10 protein-coding genes are annotated in these 19,091 nt (G+C 74.7%); 3 read left to right on the top strand and 7 right to left on the bottom strand.

Annotated elements, in window-relative coordinates; genetic code table 11:
* Positions 1-5: 5 nt before the first annotated feature.
* From AB0C99_RS10630 to AB0C99_RS10605, 6 genes are read right to left on the bottom strand one after another with little or no spacing between them, the layout of a single operon-like run.
* On the bottom strand, positions 6-1,931 hold the full coding sequence (locus AB0C99_RS10630; RefSeq protein ID WP_362472436.1) for a transketolase C-terminal domain-containing protein: 1,926 nt from the start codon (positions 1,929-1,931) through the stop codon (positions 6-8).
* Positions 1,932-1,957: 26 nt separating this feature from the next.
* Positions 1,958-2,767: an SDR family oxidoreductase gene (locus AB0C99_RS10625; RefSeq protein WP_362472433.1), complete on the bottom strand. Its 810-nt coding sequence runs from the start codon at positions 2,765-2,767 to the stop codon at positions 1,958-1,960.
* Positions 2,751-3,818 carry an N-acetylneuraminate synthase family protein gene (locus tag AB0C99_RS10620; protein WP_362472430.1) on the bottom strand — a complete coding sequence of 356 codons (1,068 nt, stop codon included), beginning with the start codon at positions 3,816-3,818 and terminating at the stop codon, positions 2,751-2,753. Before AB0C99_RS10620 ends, AB0C99_RS10625 begins: the two co-directional genes overlap by 17 nt.
* 4 nt (positions 3,819-3,822) lie before the next feature.
* Positions 3,823-5,145: a PLP-dependent aminotransferase family protein gene (locus AB0C99_RS10615; protein WP_362472427.1), complete on the bottom strand. Its 1,323-nt coding sequence runs from the start codon at positions 5,143-5,145 to the stop codon at positions 3,823-3,825.
* Entirely contained in the window at positions 5,142-6,251 is a 1,110-nt protein-coding gene (locus AB0C99_RS10610) for an alpha-hydroxy acid oxidase (RefSeq protein WP_362472425.1), read from the bottom strand. The genes AB0C99_RS10615 and AB0C99_RS10610 overlap by 4 nt, the downstream gene beginning before the upstream one ends.
* Positions 6,248-7,282: a VOC family protein gene (locus AB0C99_RS10605; protein WP_362472422.1), complete on the bottom strand. Its 1,035-nt coding sequence runs from the start codon at positions 7,280-7,282 to the stop codon at positions 6,248-6,250. Before AB0C99_RS10605 ends, AB0C99_RS10610 begins: the two co-directional genes overlap by 4 nt.
* Before the next feature lie 257 nt (positions 7,283-7,539).
* Between AB0C99_RS10605 and AB0C99_RS10600 the strand changes: the two genes are divergently transcribed.
* Genes AB0C99_RS10600 through AB0C99_RS10590 form a run of 3 tightly spaced genes read left to right on the top strand, consistent with a single transcriptional unit; the run spans position 7,540 to position 11,621 of the window.
* Entirely contained in the window at positions 7,540-10,140 is a 2,601-nt protein-coding gene (locus AB0C99_RS10600; protein WP_362472419.1) for an AMP-binding protein, read from the top strand.
* 6 nt (positions 10,141-10,146) lie between these two features.
* On the top strand, positions 10,147-11,328 hold the full coding sequence (locus AB0C99_RS10595) for a cytochrome P450 (protein WP_362472416.1): 1,182 nt from the start codon (positions 10,147-10,149) through the stop codon (positions 11,326-11,328).
* 23 nt (positions 11,329-11,351) lie between these two features.
* Entirely contained in the window at positions 11,352-11,621 is a 270-nt protein-coding gene (locus AB0C99_RS10590; RefSeq protein WP_362472414.1) for a phosphopantetheine-binding protein, read from the top strand.
* Positions 11,622-11,848: 227 nt separating this feature from the next.
* On the opposite strand, the gene AB0C99_RS10585 is transcribed toward AB0C99_RS10590, so the two are convergent.
* Positions 11,849-18,910 (bottom strand): amino acid adenylation domain-containing protein, encoded by a 7,062-nt coding sequence (locus tag AB0C99_RS10585; RefSeq protein ID WP_362472411.1) that lies wholly within the window; start codon positions 18,908-18,910, stop codon positions 11,849-11,851.
* Positions 18,911-19,091 lie beyond the last annotated feature (181 nt).

Raw genomic sequence — 19,091 nt, 5'->3', positions numbered from 1 at the left:
TCCCGTCAGTGGGTGGGTGCGGGCGCGTCGCCGAGGACGTCGGCGCCGATGAGGTGGGCGAGGTGGGCGGCGTCCAGGCCGTGGGCGGCGAGGACTTCGGCCTCGGTGCCGCAGCGGGGCACCTCGGTGAGGCCGATGCCGCGGAAGGCGGTGCCGTCGGCGGTGCCGGACTCCAGGAGGCGGCGGGCGATCAGGTCGGCCTGGCCGCCGTGGACGTACTGGTGCTCGACGACGTACACGTGCCCGACGCCGGCGAGGAGCTTGCCGAGCCACTCGGGGTCGACCCGGTTGTGCCAGGGCAGGTCGACGACGGTCAGCTCGACACCACGGGCCGCGAGCAGTTCGGCGGCGCCGAGCAGTTGGGCGAGGACGACGGGCCCGGCGCCGAGGGCGACGACGGGGCCGCCGGGCCGCAGCACCCGGCCCCGGCCGACCTCCAGCGGGGCGGGCGGCAGTTCGGCGAGCTCGGGCGGCACGGGCTGGCTGGACAGGCGCAGGTAGACGCTGTCCGCGGTGGTGCGGCAGTGGTCGAGGGCGGCGGCGAGCTGGGCCGGGTGGGACGGCTCCAGGATGGCGAGGCCGGGGACGCCGGAGAGCGCGGAGACGTCGCGGACGGCCTGGTGGGAGTGGCCGGGCGCGGCGGGCAGCAGTCCGGCGAGCGAGCCGACGTAGACCACTGGCCGCCCTTCGGTGGCGTTGTTGTAGATGTGCTCGTTGGGGCGGGAGTGGAGGAAGCAGGAGAAGGAGTGCACGAAGGGGCGCAGTCCGCCCGCGGCGAGCCCGCCGGCCATGGAGACCATGTCCTGTTCCGCGATGCCGCATTCGACGAAGCGGTCGGGGTGGGCCTCGCGGAAGGGGATCAGGCCGGTGTCGAGGACCAGGTCGCCGTCGAGCGCGACGATCCGGGGGTCCTCGTGGGCCGCCTCGGTGAGCAGCCGCCCGTACACCTCGGGCAGCCGGACGGCGGGCGGCTTCGGCGGCAGGTCCAGGGTCAGCCCGACGGGCCGCAGCGGGTCCAGGCCGCTCGCGCGGAGGATGCCGTCGGCGGTGTCGAGCAGCTCCCGGTACGCGGTGTCGTGGTCGGCGGGGCTCGGGGCGCCGCTGTGGTGGCGGTAGCGCCATTCTCCGGGGGCCATGGAGGTGGCGGCGAAGGTGGCGCAGCCGCCGCCCTTGACGGTGTCCGCGATGATCACGACGGGCCGGTCGGGGTGGTCGGCGGCGCGGCGGGCGAAGGCGGCGGCGAGCTGCCGGGGGTCGTGTCCGTCGCAGCGCAGCACGCCCCACCCGGCGGCGGTGAACTTGCCCGCCAGGTCGCCGAGGTCGCTGACGTCGGTGACGTAGGTGTCGGACTGGAGCCGGTTGTGGTCGACGACGACGGTGAGTTCGCCCATGCCGTGGCGGGCGGCGCTGGGCAGCGCCTCCCAGTTCTGGCCCTCCTGGAGCTCGCCGTCGCCGGTCATGACGACGACGCGGGAGGTGCGGCCGGTGAGCCGGTGGGCGAGGACGAGGCCCTTGGCCTTGGAGATGCCCATGCCGAGGGAGCCGGTGTTGAAGAGCATCCCGGGGGTGCCGACGTCGGGGTGTCCGGGCAGTCCGTCGATGCGGCGCAGCCGGTGCAGGAGGTCCTCGTCGAGCAGCCCGAGGCCGATCATGGCGGCGTACAGTCCGGGCGCGTCGTGGCCCTTGGAGGAGAAGTAGACGTCTCCGTCGGCCTCGAAGGGCCGGTCGAGCTCCTCAAGGAGCAGCCGGCTGACGATGTCGGCGGCGCTGAAGCTGGAGCCGATGTGGCCCGATCCGGCGCGGGTGATCATGTAGAGGGTGTTGATCCGGCACATCGCCGAGAAGGCGAGGGCCCGCTCGTGGGGGTCGGCGACGTGGCCGAGGACGCGCACGAACTCGGCGCGCGGGATCCAGGCCAGGGGCCTGTCCATGGCTTCTCCTCGGGGAGGGGTGGGGGTCACCAGCAGCCGAACCCGCCGTCCACGGCGAGCTCGGTGCCGGTGACGTAGCGGCTCTGGTCGGAGGCGAGGAACAGCAGCGGTCCGGTCAGGTCGTCGGCGCGGGCCATCCGCCGCAGCGGGACGCGGGCGTCGAACTTCTCCCGGAAGACGGGGTCCTGGGCGCCGAGCACCCCGCCGGGCGACAGGGTGTTCACCCGGACCCCGGCCGGTCCCCACAGCGCCGCGAGGTAGCGGGTGAGGGCCGCGACCCCGGCCTTGGACATGCCGTACGCGGGGGGCTTCAGGAACGGCGGGTCGACCGGGAGGTGTTCGTACATCCGCGGGTCGGGGGCGAGGGCCCCGTACATGGAGCCGATGTTGACGATGGAGCCGGTGCCGTTGCGGGCCATCCGGGAGCCGAAGACCTGGCACATCCGCAGCGTGCCGTGGGCGTTGACGTCGAGCACGGCGCCGGACTCGCCGTCCGGGACGTCCTCGAAGAACCGGCCGCCGCCGTCGGCGGACGGCGGGCTGTCGATGCCCGCGTTGTTGACGAGGACGGCCGGTTCGCCGGCCCGCTCCAGGCAGCTGTCGAGCGCGCGGCGCAGGCTGCCGGTGTCGGTGACGTCCGCGACCAGGCGCAGGAAGCGCTTCGGGTCGTGGGCCTCGACGACCGCCCGCAGCTCGGGCCCCTCGGTGTCGCGCACGTCGAGGCCGACGACGTCGGCACCGGCGCCGAGCAGGGCGTCCACCCAGACCGGGCCGAGGCGTCCGCAGACGCCGGTGACGACGGCGACCGTGCCCGTCAGATCAGTCGCGGCCGGCATCGCCGTCCACCAGTTCGTCGAGGACGATGTCGGCGTCGGCGGTCAGGGCGCCGCTCAGGCGGCGGCCGACGACGTCGGCGAGCCGGTCGGGGGTGAGCCCGTCGCCCGGTGACTTGATGGCCACGTCCTCCAGGGTGAGGCGGTGGCCGGCCGGCAGGTCGCGCTGGGCGACCAGCTTCTTGCCCATCTTGAGGACGGCGGGCCGCTCGGCGGCGAGGACCTGCTTGTCAGGGCTGCCGAGCGAGCGGCGCACCCGGCGCAGCCCGTCGACGAGTTCGGCGATGTCCTCCTGCTCCAGCGAGAACTTGTGGTCGCTGCCGGGCCGGGTGCGGTCGAGGGTGACGTGCTTCTCCACCACCCGGGCGCCGAGCGCGTACGCGGTCCACGCGGCCCAGGGGCCGAGGTCGTGGCCGGAGTAGCCGATCACGGTGTCGGGGAACTCGGCCCGGTAGGTGCCGAGGACCGCCAGGTTCAGCTCCTCGGTCTGGGCGGGGTAGGTCGCGGTGCACTGGAGCAGCGCGAGCTCGGGGTTGATGGGCAGGATGGTGCCGCAGGCGCGGCGGACCGTCTCCATGTCGGCGCCGCCGGTGCTGACGATCAGCGGCTTGCCGGCCTTCGCCGCGTAGGCGAGCAGCGGGGTGTTGCGGACGTCCCCGGAGGCGATCTTGATGGCGGGCACCCCGAGTTCGGCGAGGAAGTCCACGCTGGCGAAGTCGAAGGCGGTGGCGAAGAAGTCGACGCCGAGCTCGGCGGAGAGCTGCTGGAGGTGGGTGTACTCGGCGCGGCCGAACTCCAGGAACTCGCGGTGCGCCCCGTAGGTGGGGCCGAAGCTGTTGCGCCCGGTGTACGGGGAGTCGTACATCTCCCGGGTGTAGAGGGAGCGGTTGTCCCGCTTCTGCAGTTTGACCGCACTGGCCCCGGCGGCGGCGGCCTGGCGGATGAGTTCCTCCGCCTTGCCGAGCTCGCCCTCGTGGTTGTGGCCGATCTCCGCGATCACGTAGGCGTCGGTGTCGTCCGAGACGATCCGCTCGTTTACCGTCAGCGCTCTCATGGTTTCAGGTCCTCTCCAGAAGGTCGGTCACCAGCGAAGCGAACCGGTCCAGACCGAGGTCGATCTTCTCCGGGGTGAGCGAGCTGATGGACAGCCTCAGCTGCCGCAGTCCGCCCCCCGCCGCGTAGAAGTGGTGCATCGGCGTCCAGATGACCTTGTGCCGCTTGGCCGAGTAGGCGAGCAGGTCGTCGTCGGCGACGAACGGGACCGTGACGACCAGGAAGAAGCCGCCGTCGGGCCGGTTCCAGCCGACCTGCGACGGGGCGGGGAAGCGTTGCGCGAGTCCGTCGAGCAGGTGGTCCAGCCGCTCCCCGTAGCGGGCGGTGGCGTCCCGGTTGGCCTCGCGCAGCGCGAAGTCGTGCTCCAGCAACATGCCGCCGATGACCGCCTGGGCGATCGGCGGGGTGTTGACGGTCATCATGCTCTTGATCTTCGAGAGCTCGTCGGCGAGGACGCCGGCCGCGGTGCCGTCCCGGACGACCGGCTGGTCGGCGACGACGAAGCCGATCCGGGCGCCGGGCAGGGCGGTCTTGGCGTACGAGCCGAGGTAGACGACCCGGTTGCCGGTGTCCAGCGACTTGAGCGTCGGCCGGGGGGCCGCGCCGCCGCCGAAGAAGCCGTACGGGTTGTCCTCGATGATCAGGATGTCGAGCTCCGCGGCCAGGTCGAGCAGCCGGTGCCGGGTCGGCACGTCGAGGCTCAGCCCGGTCGGGTTGGCGAAGTCGGGCACCAGGTAGCAGGCCCGGGGCCGCAGTCCGGCCTCGCGGGCGCCGCGCACCTTGGCGGCCAGGTCGTCCAGGTCGAGGCCGCCGGTGCCGCTGCCGACGGGCACGACCGGCAGGTCGACCAGGCGGGCGGCGCCGGTGATCCCCACGTACGCGGGGTCGGTGGCGAGCAGGACGTCCCGGTCGTCGGCGCGCAGCGCGCGCAGCACCAGGACCATCGCCTCCTGGCAGCCGACGGTGACCAGGATGGACTCGGGGTCGACGTGGATGGACTCGTCGGCCGCGAGGTTGCGGGCCACCAGGTCCTGGATGACGCCCTTCGTCCTGCCGTACTGGTAGAGCCGGTTGCGGGCGGTGGCGGCGCCCTCGGTGTCGGTGACGTGCCCGGTCCAGGCGCGCAGGTAGCGGTGCACGTCCTCGACGGCGAAGCCGCCGGGGTCGGGCCGGCCGGCCGCGAAGGAGATCGCGTCCGGGTAGCGTTCGGACACCTCGTTGAGCAGGTTCATCGACAGCAGCGCCGGATCGGACAGCGAGCCGTGCAGCCCGGCCAGGTCCAGCACCGTCCCCGGCCGTGCCGTCGAGGCGTGGGACGCCTCGGTCATGTTCCCTCCCGTTCGTCCGCGCACGGCGCCCAGCGCACGCCGAGGCGTCGGGCCGCGGCCACGTTGGGCGCGCCGGCGAGGGCCATCGACACCTCCAGTTCGGTCCGCAGCAGTTCGAGCGTCCCGGCCACCCCGGACTCGCCGCCGGCGGCCAGGCCCCACAGGACCGGCCGGCCGAGCAGCACCCCGGAGGCGCCGAGGGCCAGCGCGCGCAGCACGTCCGTGCCGCTGCGCACCCCGCTGTCGAGGAGCAGTTCGCAGTCGTCGCCGACCGCGTCCCGGATCGCGGGGAGCGCCGTCAGGCTGGGCACGGCGCCGTCGAGCTGCCGTCCGCCGTGGTTGGACACCACGAGGCCGTCGGCGCCGAGTTCCACCGCGCGCCGCGCGTCCGCCGGGTCGAGGACGCCCTTGAGGACGAGCGGCAGCCGGGTCCGGGCGCGCACCCACTCCAGGTCGGCCCAGGACAGGGTGGGGTCGATCACCGAGGCGGCGTGGCCGCCGACGCTCTGTCCGGCGCCGCGCTGGGCGCCGGACAGGTTCGCCGGAGCGGCGTGCGCCGGGACGGTGAAGCCGTTGCGCAGGTCCCGCAGCCGCCTCCCCATGAAGGGGACGTCCACGGTGAGGATCAGGGCGCGGGCGCCCAGCCGCTCGGCCTCCGCGATCAGCCACGCGGTGCGGTCCCGGTCGCGCAGCCAGTACAGCTGGAGGTACGTCTGACCCCCGGCGGGGGCGAGTTCGTCGAGCGGGCGGCTCGCCAGGGTCGCCGCGGTGAACGGGACGCCTGCCGCGCGGGCAGCGCGGGCCACGGCCGGTTCGCCGTCCGGGTGCACCATCGCGTGGAAGGCCATCGGCGCCACGGCGACGGGCATCGAGGCCGGGGCCCCGAGCAGGGTGACCGAGGTGTCGGCGTGCTCCACCCCGTTGAGGACCCGGGGCACCAGGTGGCAGCGGTCGAAGGCGCCGCGGTTGGCGTACAGCGTGGACTCGGTGCCGCTGCCGCCCGCGACGAAGTCGTAGACCTCGGGGGGCAGTACGGCGCGGGCCCGGTCCTCGACGTCGTCGAGGGTGAGCGGTTCGCCCGTGAGGACACCGGGACCGCCGGTCACAGCAGGTCCTGCCGTTCGACGGCCTCGTACAGCTTGCGGATGTTGTTGCTGCCGAAGGTGGTGGCGCCGCGCCGTTCGATGATCTCCATGAAGAGGGTGCGGCGCGGGTGCTCGGAGCGGGTGAAGATCTGGAACAGCTCGCCGTCGTGGTCCCGGTCGGCGAGGACGCTGTACTTGCGCAGCTCCTCGACCGCGTAGCCGGAGTCCCCGAGGCGCTCGGCGAGGTCCTCGTAGTAGGTGTCGGGCGTGGACAGGAACCGTACGCCGGCGGTGCCGAGGTCGGCGACGGCGTCCACGATGTCCGGCACGGCGAAGGCGAGGTGCTGGACACCGGCGCCGCCGTGCTTCTTCAGGAAGTCGTCGATCTGGCCCGGGGCGGCGCCGCTCATCGGCTGGATCAGCGTGAGCGTCACGCCCCCGTTGGGGCTCTGCACCACTTTGGACTGCATGGCCTGGGCGCCGACGTGGATGTCCTCCTCGAACACCACCTCCCAGCCGAGGGCGGCGCGGTAGGACTCGATGGTGCGGTCGAGTTCGCCGTTCTCCAGGCAGACCGCTATGTGGTCCACGCACAGGAGGTGGCGGGGCAGCGGTTCGGCGGCTCCGGTGGCGGCTGCCCCGTCGGCGCCATCGGCATCGTCGGAGGGCACGGGTGTGATGCCGGGCAGCGACCAGGGCTCGCCCTCGGGCCGGTGCACGAAGCTGTGGGTGACGTCGCCGAAGGCGTCGAGCACCGTGGGGTCCGGTGCGGCGACGCGCAGCGCGATGTCGCTGACGCCGTCGCCGTGCCGGGCGGTGTAGAGGCTGGCCGGATGGGAGTCGACGCGCCCCTGGAGGAGCAGCAGGACGGTGTCCCGCTGGCCCACCGCCACGGCGGTGAACTCCGGGGTCTCGCCGGCGGCGATGACCTCGAAGCCGTAGCGCTCGACGAACTCGGCGGCCCTGGCGTGGGCGTCGCCGACGGAGAGGGTGATGTGGTCGATCTCGGCGTCGACGGCGTGCTGATTTCTGGTCTGGGGTCCGGACGACATTGAATTCCCCCAAGGCTCGATAATCGGTTTCGACGTCGGGAACAAGAATTGTTCAGATCCCGGTACCGCGACGCCGAAAAGCTACGGACGGCCTCGGAAGAATGTCAACGGAAGCCCGTGCCAGCCGCCGAACAGTGCGGAACCCGCCTTCTCGCACTTGGGTGCCGGGGGGTCCGCTATGGGGTTCATAGGGGTTGCGCGGGCCAGGGCGGCAGGTGAGTATGCGACGGATCGAAGCTGCGGACAAGGAGCGGTACGTGCTGATTCACAAGGCACTCGACGAACGCGCGGCAGAATATGGCGACCATATTGCTCTGATTGACGAAAACGGCCCCGTCACCTATTCCGAACTGGTCGCGGCGGCGGACGCGCACGCCGCCGCCCTGGCCGCCGCGGGGGTGGGACCGGGCAGCCTGGTCCCGGTCCGCGTCGCGCGCTCGGCCCGGATGGTGACCCTCCTGCTGGCCGTCCTGAAGACCGGCGCGGCCTACTGCCCCATCGACGTGAAATGGCCCGACGAGCGGGTCCGCGAGCTGCTGCGCCTGCTGGACGCGGAGCTGTTCGTCACGGACACCCCGCTGGCCGGCGCCCCCTGCTGGACCCCGCCGGCGACGCCCGTCGCCGCGCCGCGACCGGTCCCGGCGGAGCTCGGGCCCGAGGCCCCGGCCTGTGTCTTCTTCACCTCCGGCTCGACCGGCGCCCCCAAGGGGGTGGTGACCCCGCACCGGGCGGTGCTGCGGCTCTTCGAGAGCGGCCCGCTGGCGGCCTTCGGCCCCGGGCGGACGCTGCCGCAGCTCGCCCCGGTCGGCTGGGACGCCTGCGGGCTCGAACTGTGGGGGATGCTCAGCCGGGGCGGCACCGTGGTGCTGCCCGAGGAGGACCACCTGCTGCCCGACGCCCTGCGCGAGCTCGTCGAGCGGCACGGGGTGAACACCCTGGTGCTGGTCGCCTCGGTGGTGAACCTGCTGGTGCGGCTGGACCCGGACTGCTTCCGGGGCGTGGACCTGATGTTCATCGGCGGGGAACGCCTCTCCCCCGGTCCGGTGCGCGAGCTGCTGCTGGCGCACCCGGGCACGACCGTCGTCAACTGCTACGGCCCGGTGGAGAGCTTCGCCTTCGCCACCATGCACCGGATCAGCCCCGAGGACTGCGCGCTGCCGCACGGCGTGCCCATCGGCCGCCCGGCGCCCGGCACCGGGATCCACCTCGTCGACGGCGAACTCTGCGTCTCCGGCGCGGGCCTGGCCGACGGCTACCTCAACGACCCGGAGCGCACCGCCGAGGCGTTCGTCACCGTCGAGCTCGACGGGGTGCCCACGCGGGTCTACCGCACCGGCGACCGCGCCGAGCGCGACGCCGAGGGGGTGCTGCACTTCCTGGGCCGCGCCGACCGGCAGGTGAAGATCCGCGGCTACCGGGTGGAGCTCGGCGAGGTGGAGAGCCGCGCCACCGCGCGGGGCGGGGTGCGCGACTGCGTCGCGGTGGCGCTGCCCGGCCGCGGCGGCGCGTACGAACGCCTCGCGCTCGCCTTCACCGGCGACACCGAACCCGACCGGCTGCGCGCCGAGTTGCGCGACCGGCTCCCCGGCCACCTGGTGCCCGACGTGGTGCGCCGGCTCGACGCACTCCCCCTCAACGCCAACGGCAAGGTCGACCACCGTGCCGTGACCGAACTGCTGCGCGTACCGACTCCCGGAAAAGGGCTGACGATGACCACCACGTACACCGAATCCGCCGAGACGACGGCCGGGAGCACCCTCGCCCCGCAGCGGCCGGAGGACACACGGCTCACGGAGCCCGCGGAGCGCCCCGAGAGGGCGCCGGGAGCGGAGAGAACCGAGGCCGTCGAGGCCACCGACCCCATCGTGCGGGACTACCTCACGCTCGTCGACGACAGCATGGTCGCGGTCCTGCCGCACGCCCTGCGGATCGCCGTCGAACTCGGCGTCGCCGACGTGCTGGACCCCGCGTGCCCCCTGCCCGTGGCGAAGACCGCGGAGCTGATCGACGCCGACCCCGACGCCCTGGGCCGGCTGCTGGCCGCCCTCACCGCCGCCGGGTTCTTCGCCGGCGACCGGGAGGGCGGCTTCCGGCTGACCGCGCTCGGCGCGCGGCTGCGCCGGGACCACCCCGACAGCCTCTCCGCGTCGCTGGTCAACGCGGAGAGCCCGCTCGCCTGGCTGCGGGCCACCGACACCTTCCGCACCGGCACCGCCTCCTTCGGCGACGGCGCCGACAACGACGGCGACGGCGGCTTCTTCGGCGTCAAGAACTCCCGGCGCGGCGAGAACCTCGCCTTCCTGCGCCGGATGCGGGAGCGCACCGGGCGGCTCTACCGGCAGGCCGCCGGGGCCGTCGACTGGTCCGACGCGCGCGTCATCATGGACATCGGCGGCGCCGACGGCTTCCTCCTCGGCGAGATCCTCGCCGTCGCCCCGCACGCCGACGGGGTGCTCTTCGACCGCCCCTCGGTGATCGAGGAGGTGAACCTCCGCGGCGGGGTGCCCGGCTGCCGCCCGGTGGCCGGTGACTTCTTCGCCTCGGTGCCCACCGGCGCCGACACCCATCTGCTGTGCAGCGTGCTGCACGACTGGACCGACGCCCAGGCCGTGGACATCCTGCGGTCGAGCCGCCGGGCGCTGCCCGCCGGGGGCCGGCTGCTGGTCATCGAGATGCTGGTGCCGGAGGACGGCGCCGGGCACGTCAGCCACTGGAGCGACCTCGGCATGATGGTGCTCACCGGCGGCCGGGAGCGCGACCGGGCCGGCTTCCGCCGGATCCTGGAGGCGGCCGGGTACGAGCTGCACCGGGTGCTGCCCATCCCCGGGTCGCCGTTCTCCGTCATCGAGGCGCGCTGAGCGGCGATGGACATCGACCTGCTCGCGCCGGACGTCTTCTCCGGACACCGCTTCCCCGGTCTGCTGGCGGCCGTCCGCGAACGGCCCGGTCTGACCTGGCACCCGGAGCCCGAGGGACCCGGTTTCTGGGTGGCCGCGCGGTACGACGACGTCCTCGCCGTCCTGGGCGACCCGGGCGTCTTCAGCTCCCGGGCCGGGATCCGGCTCGGCGGCTCCGGGGAGGCGGCCGAACTGGTCGCGGACCGGATGATGGTGGTGAGCGACCCGCCGCGGCACGGCCGCATCCGCCGCGTGGTGGGGGCGCCCTTCACCCCGGCGGCGCTGCGCCGCCGGCAGGACCGGATCGTCGCGGGCGTCACCGAACTGGTGGACGAGGCGCTCGGTCCGCCGGGCGGCGGCCCCGTCACCCTGGACGCCGTCGGCGGGCTGGCCCAACTCCTGCCCAATCAGGTCATCTGCGCCATGATGGACCTGCCCCGGGTCGACTGGCCGCTGATCGGCCGGCTCACCACCGACGGCCTGGACTCCCCCGACCCGATCGACCGGCTGGACGCCAACGCCGAGATCTTCGGCTACTTCGCGGACCTGATCGCCGAGCGCCGGGCCCGCCCCGGCGACGATCTGATCAGCGGTCTGCTGGCGGCGGGCGGCGACCTCACCGACGACGAGCTCATCCTCAACTGCAGCGGGGTGCTGACCGGCGCGAGCGAGACCGTGCGCTACTCGGCGGCCGGGGCGCTGCTGGTGTTCGGCGAGCGCCCGGAGCTGTGGGCGGCGCTGCGCGCGCGGCCCGAACTGCTGCCGACGACGGTCGAGGAGATCCTGCGCTGGACCAGTCCCGGGCTGCACGCGCTGCGGACGGTGACCCGGCCGGTGACGGTCGCCGGGACCGCGCTGCGCCCCGGCGACCGGGTGACGGCCTGGATCTGCTCGGCCAACCGCGACCCGGCCGTCTTCGCCGACCCGGACGTCTTCCGGCCCGACCGGACGCCCAACCGGCACCTCGCCTTCGGCTGGGGCCCGCACGTCTGCGTCGGGTCCCGGGTCGCGCGCCTGGAGCTGACGGCGCTGCTGACGGCGCTGCTCCGCCGGGTGGGCGGGATCGCCCCGGCCGGCGAGCCGGAGTGGAGCCCCGGCAACTTCATCCACGGACTGACCCGACTGCCGGTGCGGCTGAGCCCGGCGTGATCCCGTCAAGGAGCTGATCGACCATGGACACGGCCGACACCACCGGCACCGCGCCGCCGCCCGGGCTCGGGGAGATCGCCGCGATCTGGGAGGAGGTGCTGGGCGTCCCCGTCACGGCGGACGCCGACTTCTTCGCCCTGGGCGGCCAGTCGCTGGCCGCGATGGAGGTGGTGGCCGCGGTGCGCCGCCGCCTCGGCGTCTCGGTGCGGGTCCGGGTCCTGCTGGAGCACCCGGTTCTCGCGGACTTCGCCGCCCGGCTGGCCGGTCCCGACGGGACCCCGGCCGGCGGCTGACCTCCCGGGGCGGCCCGGCGGGACCCGACCGGACGACGGCGGGAGCGGACCTCCGCTCCCGCCGTCTTCGCGTGCCCGGCGGGGGCGGTACGGGCCCGGGGCCGGGCGGGTCCGCGCCGGGACGCGCCGCCTCCCCACCCCGTACCACGCCCGGACGCGGACGCGCGGAGGCCCCGGCCGGTGGACCGGCCGGGGCCTTCGTGTGCGTGCGCGGGGCGGGACGGGTGTCAGGGGCGGACCAGGCGGGCCAGGACCCCGCGCAGGCTCTCCGCCAGGGCCGTCAGGTGGGGCTGCTGGAGCATGGTGTGGTGGTCGCCGGGGACGGTGTGGTACTCGAAGCCGCCGCGGGCCAGGACGCGCCACGGCCGGGTCTTCGGGCGGTGCGGCTGCTGCTTCGCGGAGAGCAGGACCAGGCGCGCGTCGATCGGTCCGGGGCGGTGGCGCAGCAGGGCGCGGGTGTTGGCCTCGAAGACCCGGATCCGCTCGCGCATGTCCTCGCGGATGCCGGCCGGGACGAGTCCGGCGCGCTCCAGCAGGTCGAGGAGCCGCTCGTCCTGGAGCTCCGGCGGCAGGCCGCGCAGCCCCGCCTCGTCGTACGGGGGCGCGGGGACGCCCGCGAGGCCGGCCAGGTCGTGGACGAAGCCGCCGAGGAGCACCGCCCGGTCGGGCAGCTCCTCGCCGAGGTACGGGGGCATCCCGGTGTCCAGCATGACGACGAGGGCGGTGGTCTCGCCCGCGGCGGTCAGCCGCGCGGCCATCTCGGCGGCCACCACGCCGCCCAGCGACCAGCCGCCGAGGTGGTAGGGGCCGTGCGGCTGGACGGCGCGGATCGCGTCGACGTAGCGGGCGGCGAGCGAGCCCAGGTCCGCGGTGAGGGGGCCGCCGTCGAGTCCCGGGTCCTCAAGCCCGTACAGCGGCTGGTCGGGGTCGACGAGCCGGGCCAGCGGCAGGTAGGGCACGACGGAGCCGCCGACGGCGTGGACCAGGAAGAGCGGGGGCCGGCTGCCGGACGCCTTGATCGGGACCAGCGGGGAGGGCTGGGTGCGGGCGGTGCGGGAGGGTTCGAGCAGCATGGCGGTCATCTCCACGGTGGGTGCCGAGTACAGGTCGCGCATGTCGAGTTCGACGCCGAGCCGGTCGCGGAGCGCGGCGCGCAGCCGGGTCAGGTCGAGGGAGGTGCCGCCGAGGTCGAAGAAGCTGTCGCGGACGCCGATCCGCTCGGTGCCCAGCAGGGCGGCCCAGACCTCGGCGACCGCGCGTTCGGTGGCGTCGCGCGGGGCGAGGAACTCGCCGTCGCGGGCGGCCTCCGGGGCGGGCAGCGCGGCCCGGTCGACCTTGCCGTTGCCGGTGAGCGCGATGCGCTCCACGGGGACGAGGGCGGAGGGCACCATGTAGCCGGGCAGCCGCTCCGCGAGGTGGGCGCGCAGCGCGGCGAGGTCCACACCGGTGCCGCCGGTCGTGCCGGTCTTGGGCACCAGGTAGCCGACGAGCCGGTCGTCCCGCACGGTCACGCAGGCGTTCTCGACGTCGGGGTGGGCGGCCAGCACGGCCTCCACCTCGCCGAGTTCGATGCGGAAGCCGCGGATCTTGACCTGGTGGTCGATCCGGCCCAGGTACTCCAGGCCGCCGTCGGCGCGGCGGCGGGCCAGGTCGCCGGAGCGGTAGAGCCGGGCGCCGGGGGTGCCGCCGAAGCGGTCGGCGACGAAGCGGCGGGCGCTCAGTCCGGGCTGCCCGAGATAGCCCCAGGAGAGTCCCGCGCCGCCGACGAGGAGCTCGCCGGGGACGCCGATGGGGGCGGGCTGCCCGGCCTTGTCGACGACCCACAGGGACAGGTCCGGGAGGGGCTCGCCGATGGGGCTCGTGTTGTCGCGCAGCAGCTCGCGGGTGAGCGGGCAGTAGGTGACGTGGACGGTGGTCTCGGTGATGCCGTACATGTTGACCAGGCGCGGGTACTCCTCGCCGTGCCGGTCGAACCAGCGGCGTACGGCGTCGACGTCCAGCGCGTCGCCGCCGAAGACCACGTAACGGAGGGCGAGTTCGCGGGGGTGCTCCTCGTCGGCGGCGACGAGCTGCCGGAAGGCGGCCGGGGTCTGGTTGAGGACGGTGACCCGCTCCTCGGCGAGCAGCCGGTGGAAGTCCTCGGGCGAGCGGGTCTGCCACTGCGGTACGACGACGAGCCGGCCGCCGTAGGCGAGGGCGCCCCACAGCTCCCAGACGGAGAAGTCGAAGGCGAAGGAGTGGAAGAGCGTCCACACGTCCCGCTCGTCGAAGCCGTACCACTCCTCGGTGGACCGCAGCAGCCGGACGACCTGGCCGTGCGGGACGGTGACGGCCTTGGGCGCGCCGGTGGAGCCGGAGGTGTAGATCAGGTAGGCGAGGTCGGCGGCGGTCGCGGCCGGTGCCGGGACGGGGAGTTCGCCGTCGGTGTCGGCGTCAACGAGGAGCGGTTCGCCGGGCACGTCGAGGCCGCTTCGGGTGACGACGACGGACAGGCCCGCGTCGGCGGCCATGTAGGCGAGGCGCTGCGCCGGGTGGTCGGGGTCCAGCGGTACGTACGCGGCGCCGGCGCGCAGGATGCCGAGGATGCCGACGACGAGGTCGGCGTCCCGGTGCAGGCTCAGGCCGACCAGGCCGCCGCGGGTGACGCCGCGCGCGGCGAGGCGGGCGGCAAGGCGTTCGGCGCGGCGGGCGAGTTCGCGGTAGGTGACGCGCTCGTCTCCGGCGACGACGGCGACGGCGTCGGGGCGGCGGCGGGCCTGGGCGGCGAAGAGGTCCCACAGCGAGCCCTCGGCGGGGACCTCGCGCCGGGCGGCGCTCCAGCCGCGCAGCAGGGCGGACTCCTCGGGGCCGGTGAGGGCGAAGGTGCCGAGGGTCGCGTCGGGGGCGGCGGCGGCGCGGGTGAGGACCCGGCCGAGGTGGCCGAGGAGCCGGGTGATCCGGTCGGGCTCGTAGAGGTCGGTGGCGTATTCGGCCTGGAGGCGCAGTCCGCCGTCGGCGGTGACGGTGGCGTGGGCGGCGAGGTCGAAGCGGGCGACCCGGCCGGCGACGGGGACGGCCTCGGCGGTGACCGGCCCGAAGGCGGGTCCGGCGGCGGCGGTCTCGTCGGCGTGCAGGGTGAGGCTGATCTGGAAGAGCGGGTTGCGGCCCGGTTCGCGGGCGGGCCGCAGCTCCTCGACGAGGGTGGTGAAGGGGAGGTCCTGGTGTTCGCCGGCGCCGCGCACGGCCTCTTCGCAGCGGCGCACGAGCTCGCGGAAGGTGGGGTCGCCGGAGGTGTCGGCGCGCAGCACGACGGTGTTCGCGAAGTAGCCGACGAGGGGTTCGAGTTCGGGGCGGTCGCGGCCGTAGAGGACGGAGCCGATGCCGATGTCGTCCTGGCCGGTGTGGCGGGAGAGGACCAGCAGGAAGCCGGCCATCACGACGGAGAGCAGCGAGCCGCGCTCGGTGTCGGCGAGGCCGCGCAGGGCGGTGCCGAGGCCGTCGGGGAGGTGGAGTTCGGCGGTGGCGCCGGGGTGCGCGGCGGCGGTGGTGCGGGGGTGGTCGGCGGGGAAGTCGAGCTGGGGCAGGGCCTGCAGCCGTTCGCGCCAGTAGTCGAGCTGCTTGTCGAGCTCGGCGTCGGCGAGCCGGGCGCGCTGCCAGACGGCGTGGTCGGCGGGCTGGATGCCGAGGGCGGGGAGGGTGGTGTCGGGCGCGGTGTAGAGGGTGGCGAGTTCGTCGAGGAGGACGCCGGCGGACCAGCCGTCCGCGACGATGTGGTGGGCGCAGAGGACGAGGACGTGGTCGGCGGGGCCGAGCCGGAGGAGTTCGGTGCGCAGCAGCGGGTCGGCGGCGAGGTCGAAGGGGCGGGTCGCGGCGCGGGCCAGGGTGTCGGCGAGCTCGTCGGGGTGGAGCGGGGTGACGGGGAGCGGCCGGTCGGCGGGGGCCGGGTCGGTGACCTGGACGGGGACGCCGTCGGCGACGAGGAAGCGGGTGCGCAGGCTCTCGTGGCGCCCGACGAGGCGGCCCAGCGCGCGGGCGAGCCGCTCGGGGTCGAGGGGGCCGGTCAGGCGCAGCGCGAGCGGCACGTTGTAGACCGGGGAGGCCGGGTCGAGCTGGTGCAGGAACCAGAGGCCCTCCTGCTGGTGGGAGAGCGGCATGGCCTCGGTGCGCGGGACGGCGGGGATGCGCCGGGTGGTGTCGGGGGCGGCGAGGCGGGCGGCGAGTTCGGCGACGGTGGGCGCCTGGAAAAGGGTGGCGACACCGAGTTCGGCGCCGAGGGCGGTGCGGACGCGGTTGACCAGGCGGATGGCGAGCAGGGAGTGGCCGCCGAGGGCGAAGAAGCCGTCGTGGACGCCGACCTCGGGGAGCTGGAGGACCTCGGCGAACAGGGCGCACAGGGCGCGTTCGCGGTCGTCGCGGGGGGCGACGCGCTCGCTCGCGGCGGTCTCCGTCTCGGGGGCGGGCAGGGCGCGCCGGTCGATCTTGCCGTTGGGGGTGAGGGGCAGTTGGGCGAGCGGGACGAGGGCGGCGGGCACCATGTAGGGCGGCAGGACGGAGGCGGCGGCGGCGCGGATGCCGGCCAGGTCGGGTTCCGGCACGGCGGGCACCAGGTAGCCGACGAGCCGCTTGTCGCCGGGGCGGTCCTCGCGGGCGTGGACGTGGGCCTGGGCGACGTGCGGGTGGCGCGCGAGGACGCTCTCCACCTCGCCGGGTTCGACGCGGAAGCCGCGTATCTTCACCTGGGCGTCGGCGCGTCCGGCGAATTCGAGGGTGCCGTCGGCGCGCCAGCGGGCGAGGTCGCCGGTGCGGTACATGCGGGTGCCGGGCGGGCCGAAGGGGTCGGCGAGGAAGCGTTCGGCGCTCTGTCCTGGGCGTCCGTCGTAGCCGCGGGCGAGTCCGGCGCCGGCCGCGTACAGCTCGCCGACGACGCCGACGGGGACGGGGCGCAGCCGCTCGTCGAGGACGTAGACGGAGGTGTCGTCCATGGGCCGGCCGAGCGGCACGCTGTCGGGGACCGTGTCGGGGTCGGCGAGCGGCATCTGCACGGAGCACATGGTGAGTTCGGTGGGGCCGTAGGTGGCGCGGACCCGGAGTTCCGGGTGGCGGCGCAGGACGGCGCGGACGGCGGTGGAGCTGATGACGTCGCCGCCGGTCATCACCTCGCGCAGCCCGGCGAAGCAGTCGGGGTCCTCCTCGGCGATGACCTGGAAGAGGCCGGAGACGAGCAGCACGTCGGTGAGGGCGGCGGCCTTGACGACGGCGCCGTCGACGTCGCCGGGGGGTGCCACGACGATCTCGCCGCCGGAGAGCAGCGGCACCCAGATCTCGCAGGTGGAGGCGTCGAAGGCGTGCGGTGAGTGGAGCAGCGCGCGGCGCGGCCGGGGGTCCTGCCAGCAGCGGTCGCGGGCGAAGGCGAGGACGCCGCGCTGGGTGGTGACGACGCCCTTGGGCGTCCCGGTGGAGCCGGAGGTGTACATGATGTACGCGGCCTGGTCGGGGTGCGCGTCGGCGGCGGGGACGGCCGCGCGGTCGGCGTCGTCGGCGCGGAAGCCGGTGACGTTCAGGGTCGGCAGTCCGGCGCCGGTCGCGGCGTCGTGGGCGTGGAGGGCGTCGTCGGTGAGGAGGAGGGTGACGCCGGAGCGCTCCATGATGTCGAGGAGGCGGTCGGTGGGGGCGGTCAGCGGCAGCGGTACGAAGCAGCCGCCGGCCTTGAGGACGGCGAGCATCGCCACGACCAGGTCGGCGGAGCGCTGCTGGAGGAGGGCGACCCGGGTCTCGGCGGTGACGCCGAGCCGGGCGAGGCGGCCGGCCAGCAGGTCGGCGCGGTGGTCGAGGGTGGCGTAGTCGAGGGTGCCGGCCGGGTCGGTGACGGCGGGCGCGGCGGGGGTGCGGGCGGCCTGGAGGGCGACGGCGCGGGCGAGGCCGGTGGCCGGTTCGGGGCCGGTCTCGCCGTTCCAGGCGTGCAGCACGGCGTGGCGCTCGCGGGGGTCGAGGAGGTCGAGTTCGCCGAGGGCGCGGTCGGGGTCGTCGACGACCTGTTCGAGGATCCGGACCAGGCGGTGGGCGAGGGCGGTGACGGTGTCCCGGTCGAAGAGCTCGGTGCGGTGCACGAGCTGGGCGGTGAGGCCGAGCGGGGTGCCGTCGGGGGCGTAGCGGTCGGTGAAGCTCACGGAGAGGTCGAAGTGGGCCGCGACGGCGCGGTTGCGGGTCTCGGTGACGGTCAGTCCGTCGAGGGCGTACCGGGCGGCCGTGTTGTTCTGGAGGACGAGCGCGACCTGGAAGAGCGGGTGGCGGTTGAGGGCGCGGCTGGGGTTGAGGGCCTCGACGAGCCGGTCGAAGGGGAGTTCGGGGTGGGCGAGGGCGGCGAGGTCGGCCGCGCGGGCCCGGCCGAGGAGTTCGCGGAAGGTGGGGTCGCCGGACGTGTCGAGGCGCAGCACGAGGGTGTTGACGAAGAAGCCGATGAGGTCTTCCAGGTCCTCCTCGGCGCGGCCCGCGTCCATGGTGCCCAGGGGGATGTCGGTGCCCGCGCCGAGCCGGGTCAGGAGGGCGGCGAGGGCGGCGTGCACGACCATGAAGAGGGAGGCGTCCGCGTCGCGGGCGAGCCGCAGCAGCCTGGTGTGCAGCTCGGCGGGGAGCTCGGCCAGCACTTCGGCGCCGTCGTCGCCGGAGACCTCGGGCCGGGGCCGGTCCAGCGGCAGCGGGAGCTCGTCGGGCAGCCCGGCGAGCCGGTCGGTCCAGTGCGCGAGCAGCTCGGCGCCGTCGGGCCCGTCGAGGAGCTCGCGCTGCCACAGCGCGTAGTCGGCGTACTGGACGGGCAGCGGCTCCCAGCCGGGCGCGGCGCCGGCCCGGCGGGCCGCGTAGGCGGTGCCGAGGTCGCGGCCGAGCAGCGCCATGGACCAGCCGTCGCCGACGATGTGGTGGAGCACCACGTACAGGGTGTGGTCCTCCTCCCCCGCGCGCAGCAGCCACACCCGCAGCGGCAGGTCGGCGGTGAGGTCGAAGGTGTGCCGGGCGAGCCGGTCCAGGTCGGCGGCGAGGCCGTCCGGGCCGACGTCCCGCACGGTGACGAACGCGTCTGTGTCGACGTGCTCGCGGACCTGCTGGCGGGGTTCGCCGTCGACCTCGGGGAAGACGGTGCGCAGGCTCTCGTGCCGGGCCACCAGGTCGCCGAGGGCGGCGCGCAGGGCGGCGGTGTCGAGGGGGCCCTCCAGGCGCAGCGCGAGGGGCAGGTTGTAGGTCCAGGCGTCCGGGTCCAGGCGGTTGAGGAACCAGAGGCGTTGTTGCGCGAAGGACAGCGGGACCAACGGGAACACGGATCCTCCTGGGCCGGCGAGGCGTCGACGGGCGTCGGCCGCACGATAGGGCGGCGCGCGCGGAAGACGAGGTCACGCGTGTCGAAAGGGACTGCGGCCAGGGGTTCCGGGGCGTGCGGATAGGGGTTGTCGCCCTCTTCGGGGTCCGCCCATCATGAGCCAGCCCGCATGGGACCCACCG

It is taken from the genome of Streptomyces sp. NPDC048659 (assembly GCF_040650575.1).
GTDB lineage: Bacteria > Actinomycetota > Actinomycetes > Streptomycetales > Streptomycetaceae > Streptomyces.
Note: the sequence above shows the minus strand (reverse complement) of the source record. Positions and strands in the feature narration are given on the sequence as shown.

Bases quoted from the DNA above. Each gene is read 5' to 3' on its own strand.
- AB0C99_RS10625 (WP_362472433.1), bottom strand. From the start codon at position 2,767: ATGCCGGCCGCGACTGATCTGACGGGCACGGTCGCCGTCGTCACCGGC.
- AB0C99_RS10595 (WP_362472416.1), top strand. From the start codon at position 10,147: ATGGACATCGACCTGCTCGCGCCGGACGTCTTCTCCGGACACCGCTTC.
- AB0C99_RS10605 (WP_362472422.1), bottom strand. From the start codon at position 7,282: ATGTCGTCCGGACCCCAGACCAGAAATCAGCACGCCGTCGACGCCGAG.
- AB0C99_RS10630 (WP_362472436.1), bottom strand. From the start codon at position 1,931: ATGGACAGGCCCCTGGCCTGGATCCCGCGCGCCGAGTTCGTGCGCGTC.
- AB0C99_RS10620 (WP_362472430.1), bottom strand. From the start codon at position 3,818: ATGAGAGCGCTGACGGTAAACGAGCGGATCGTCTCGGACGACACCGAC.
- AB0C99_RS10615 (WP_362472427.1), bottom strand. From the start codon at position 5,145: ATGACCGAGGCGTCCCACGCCTCGACGGCACGGCCGGGGACGGTGCTG.
- AB0C99_RS10590 (WP_362472414.1), top strand. From the start codon at position 11,352: ATGGACACGGCCGACACCACCGGCACCGCGCCGCCGCCCGGGCTCGGG.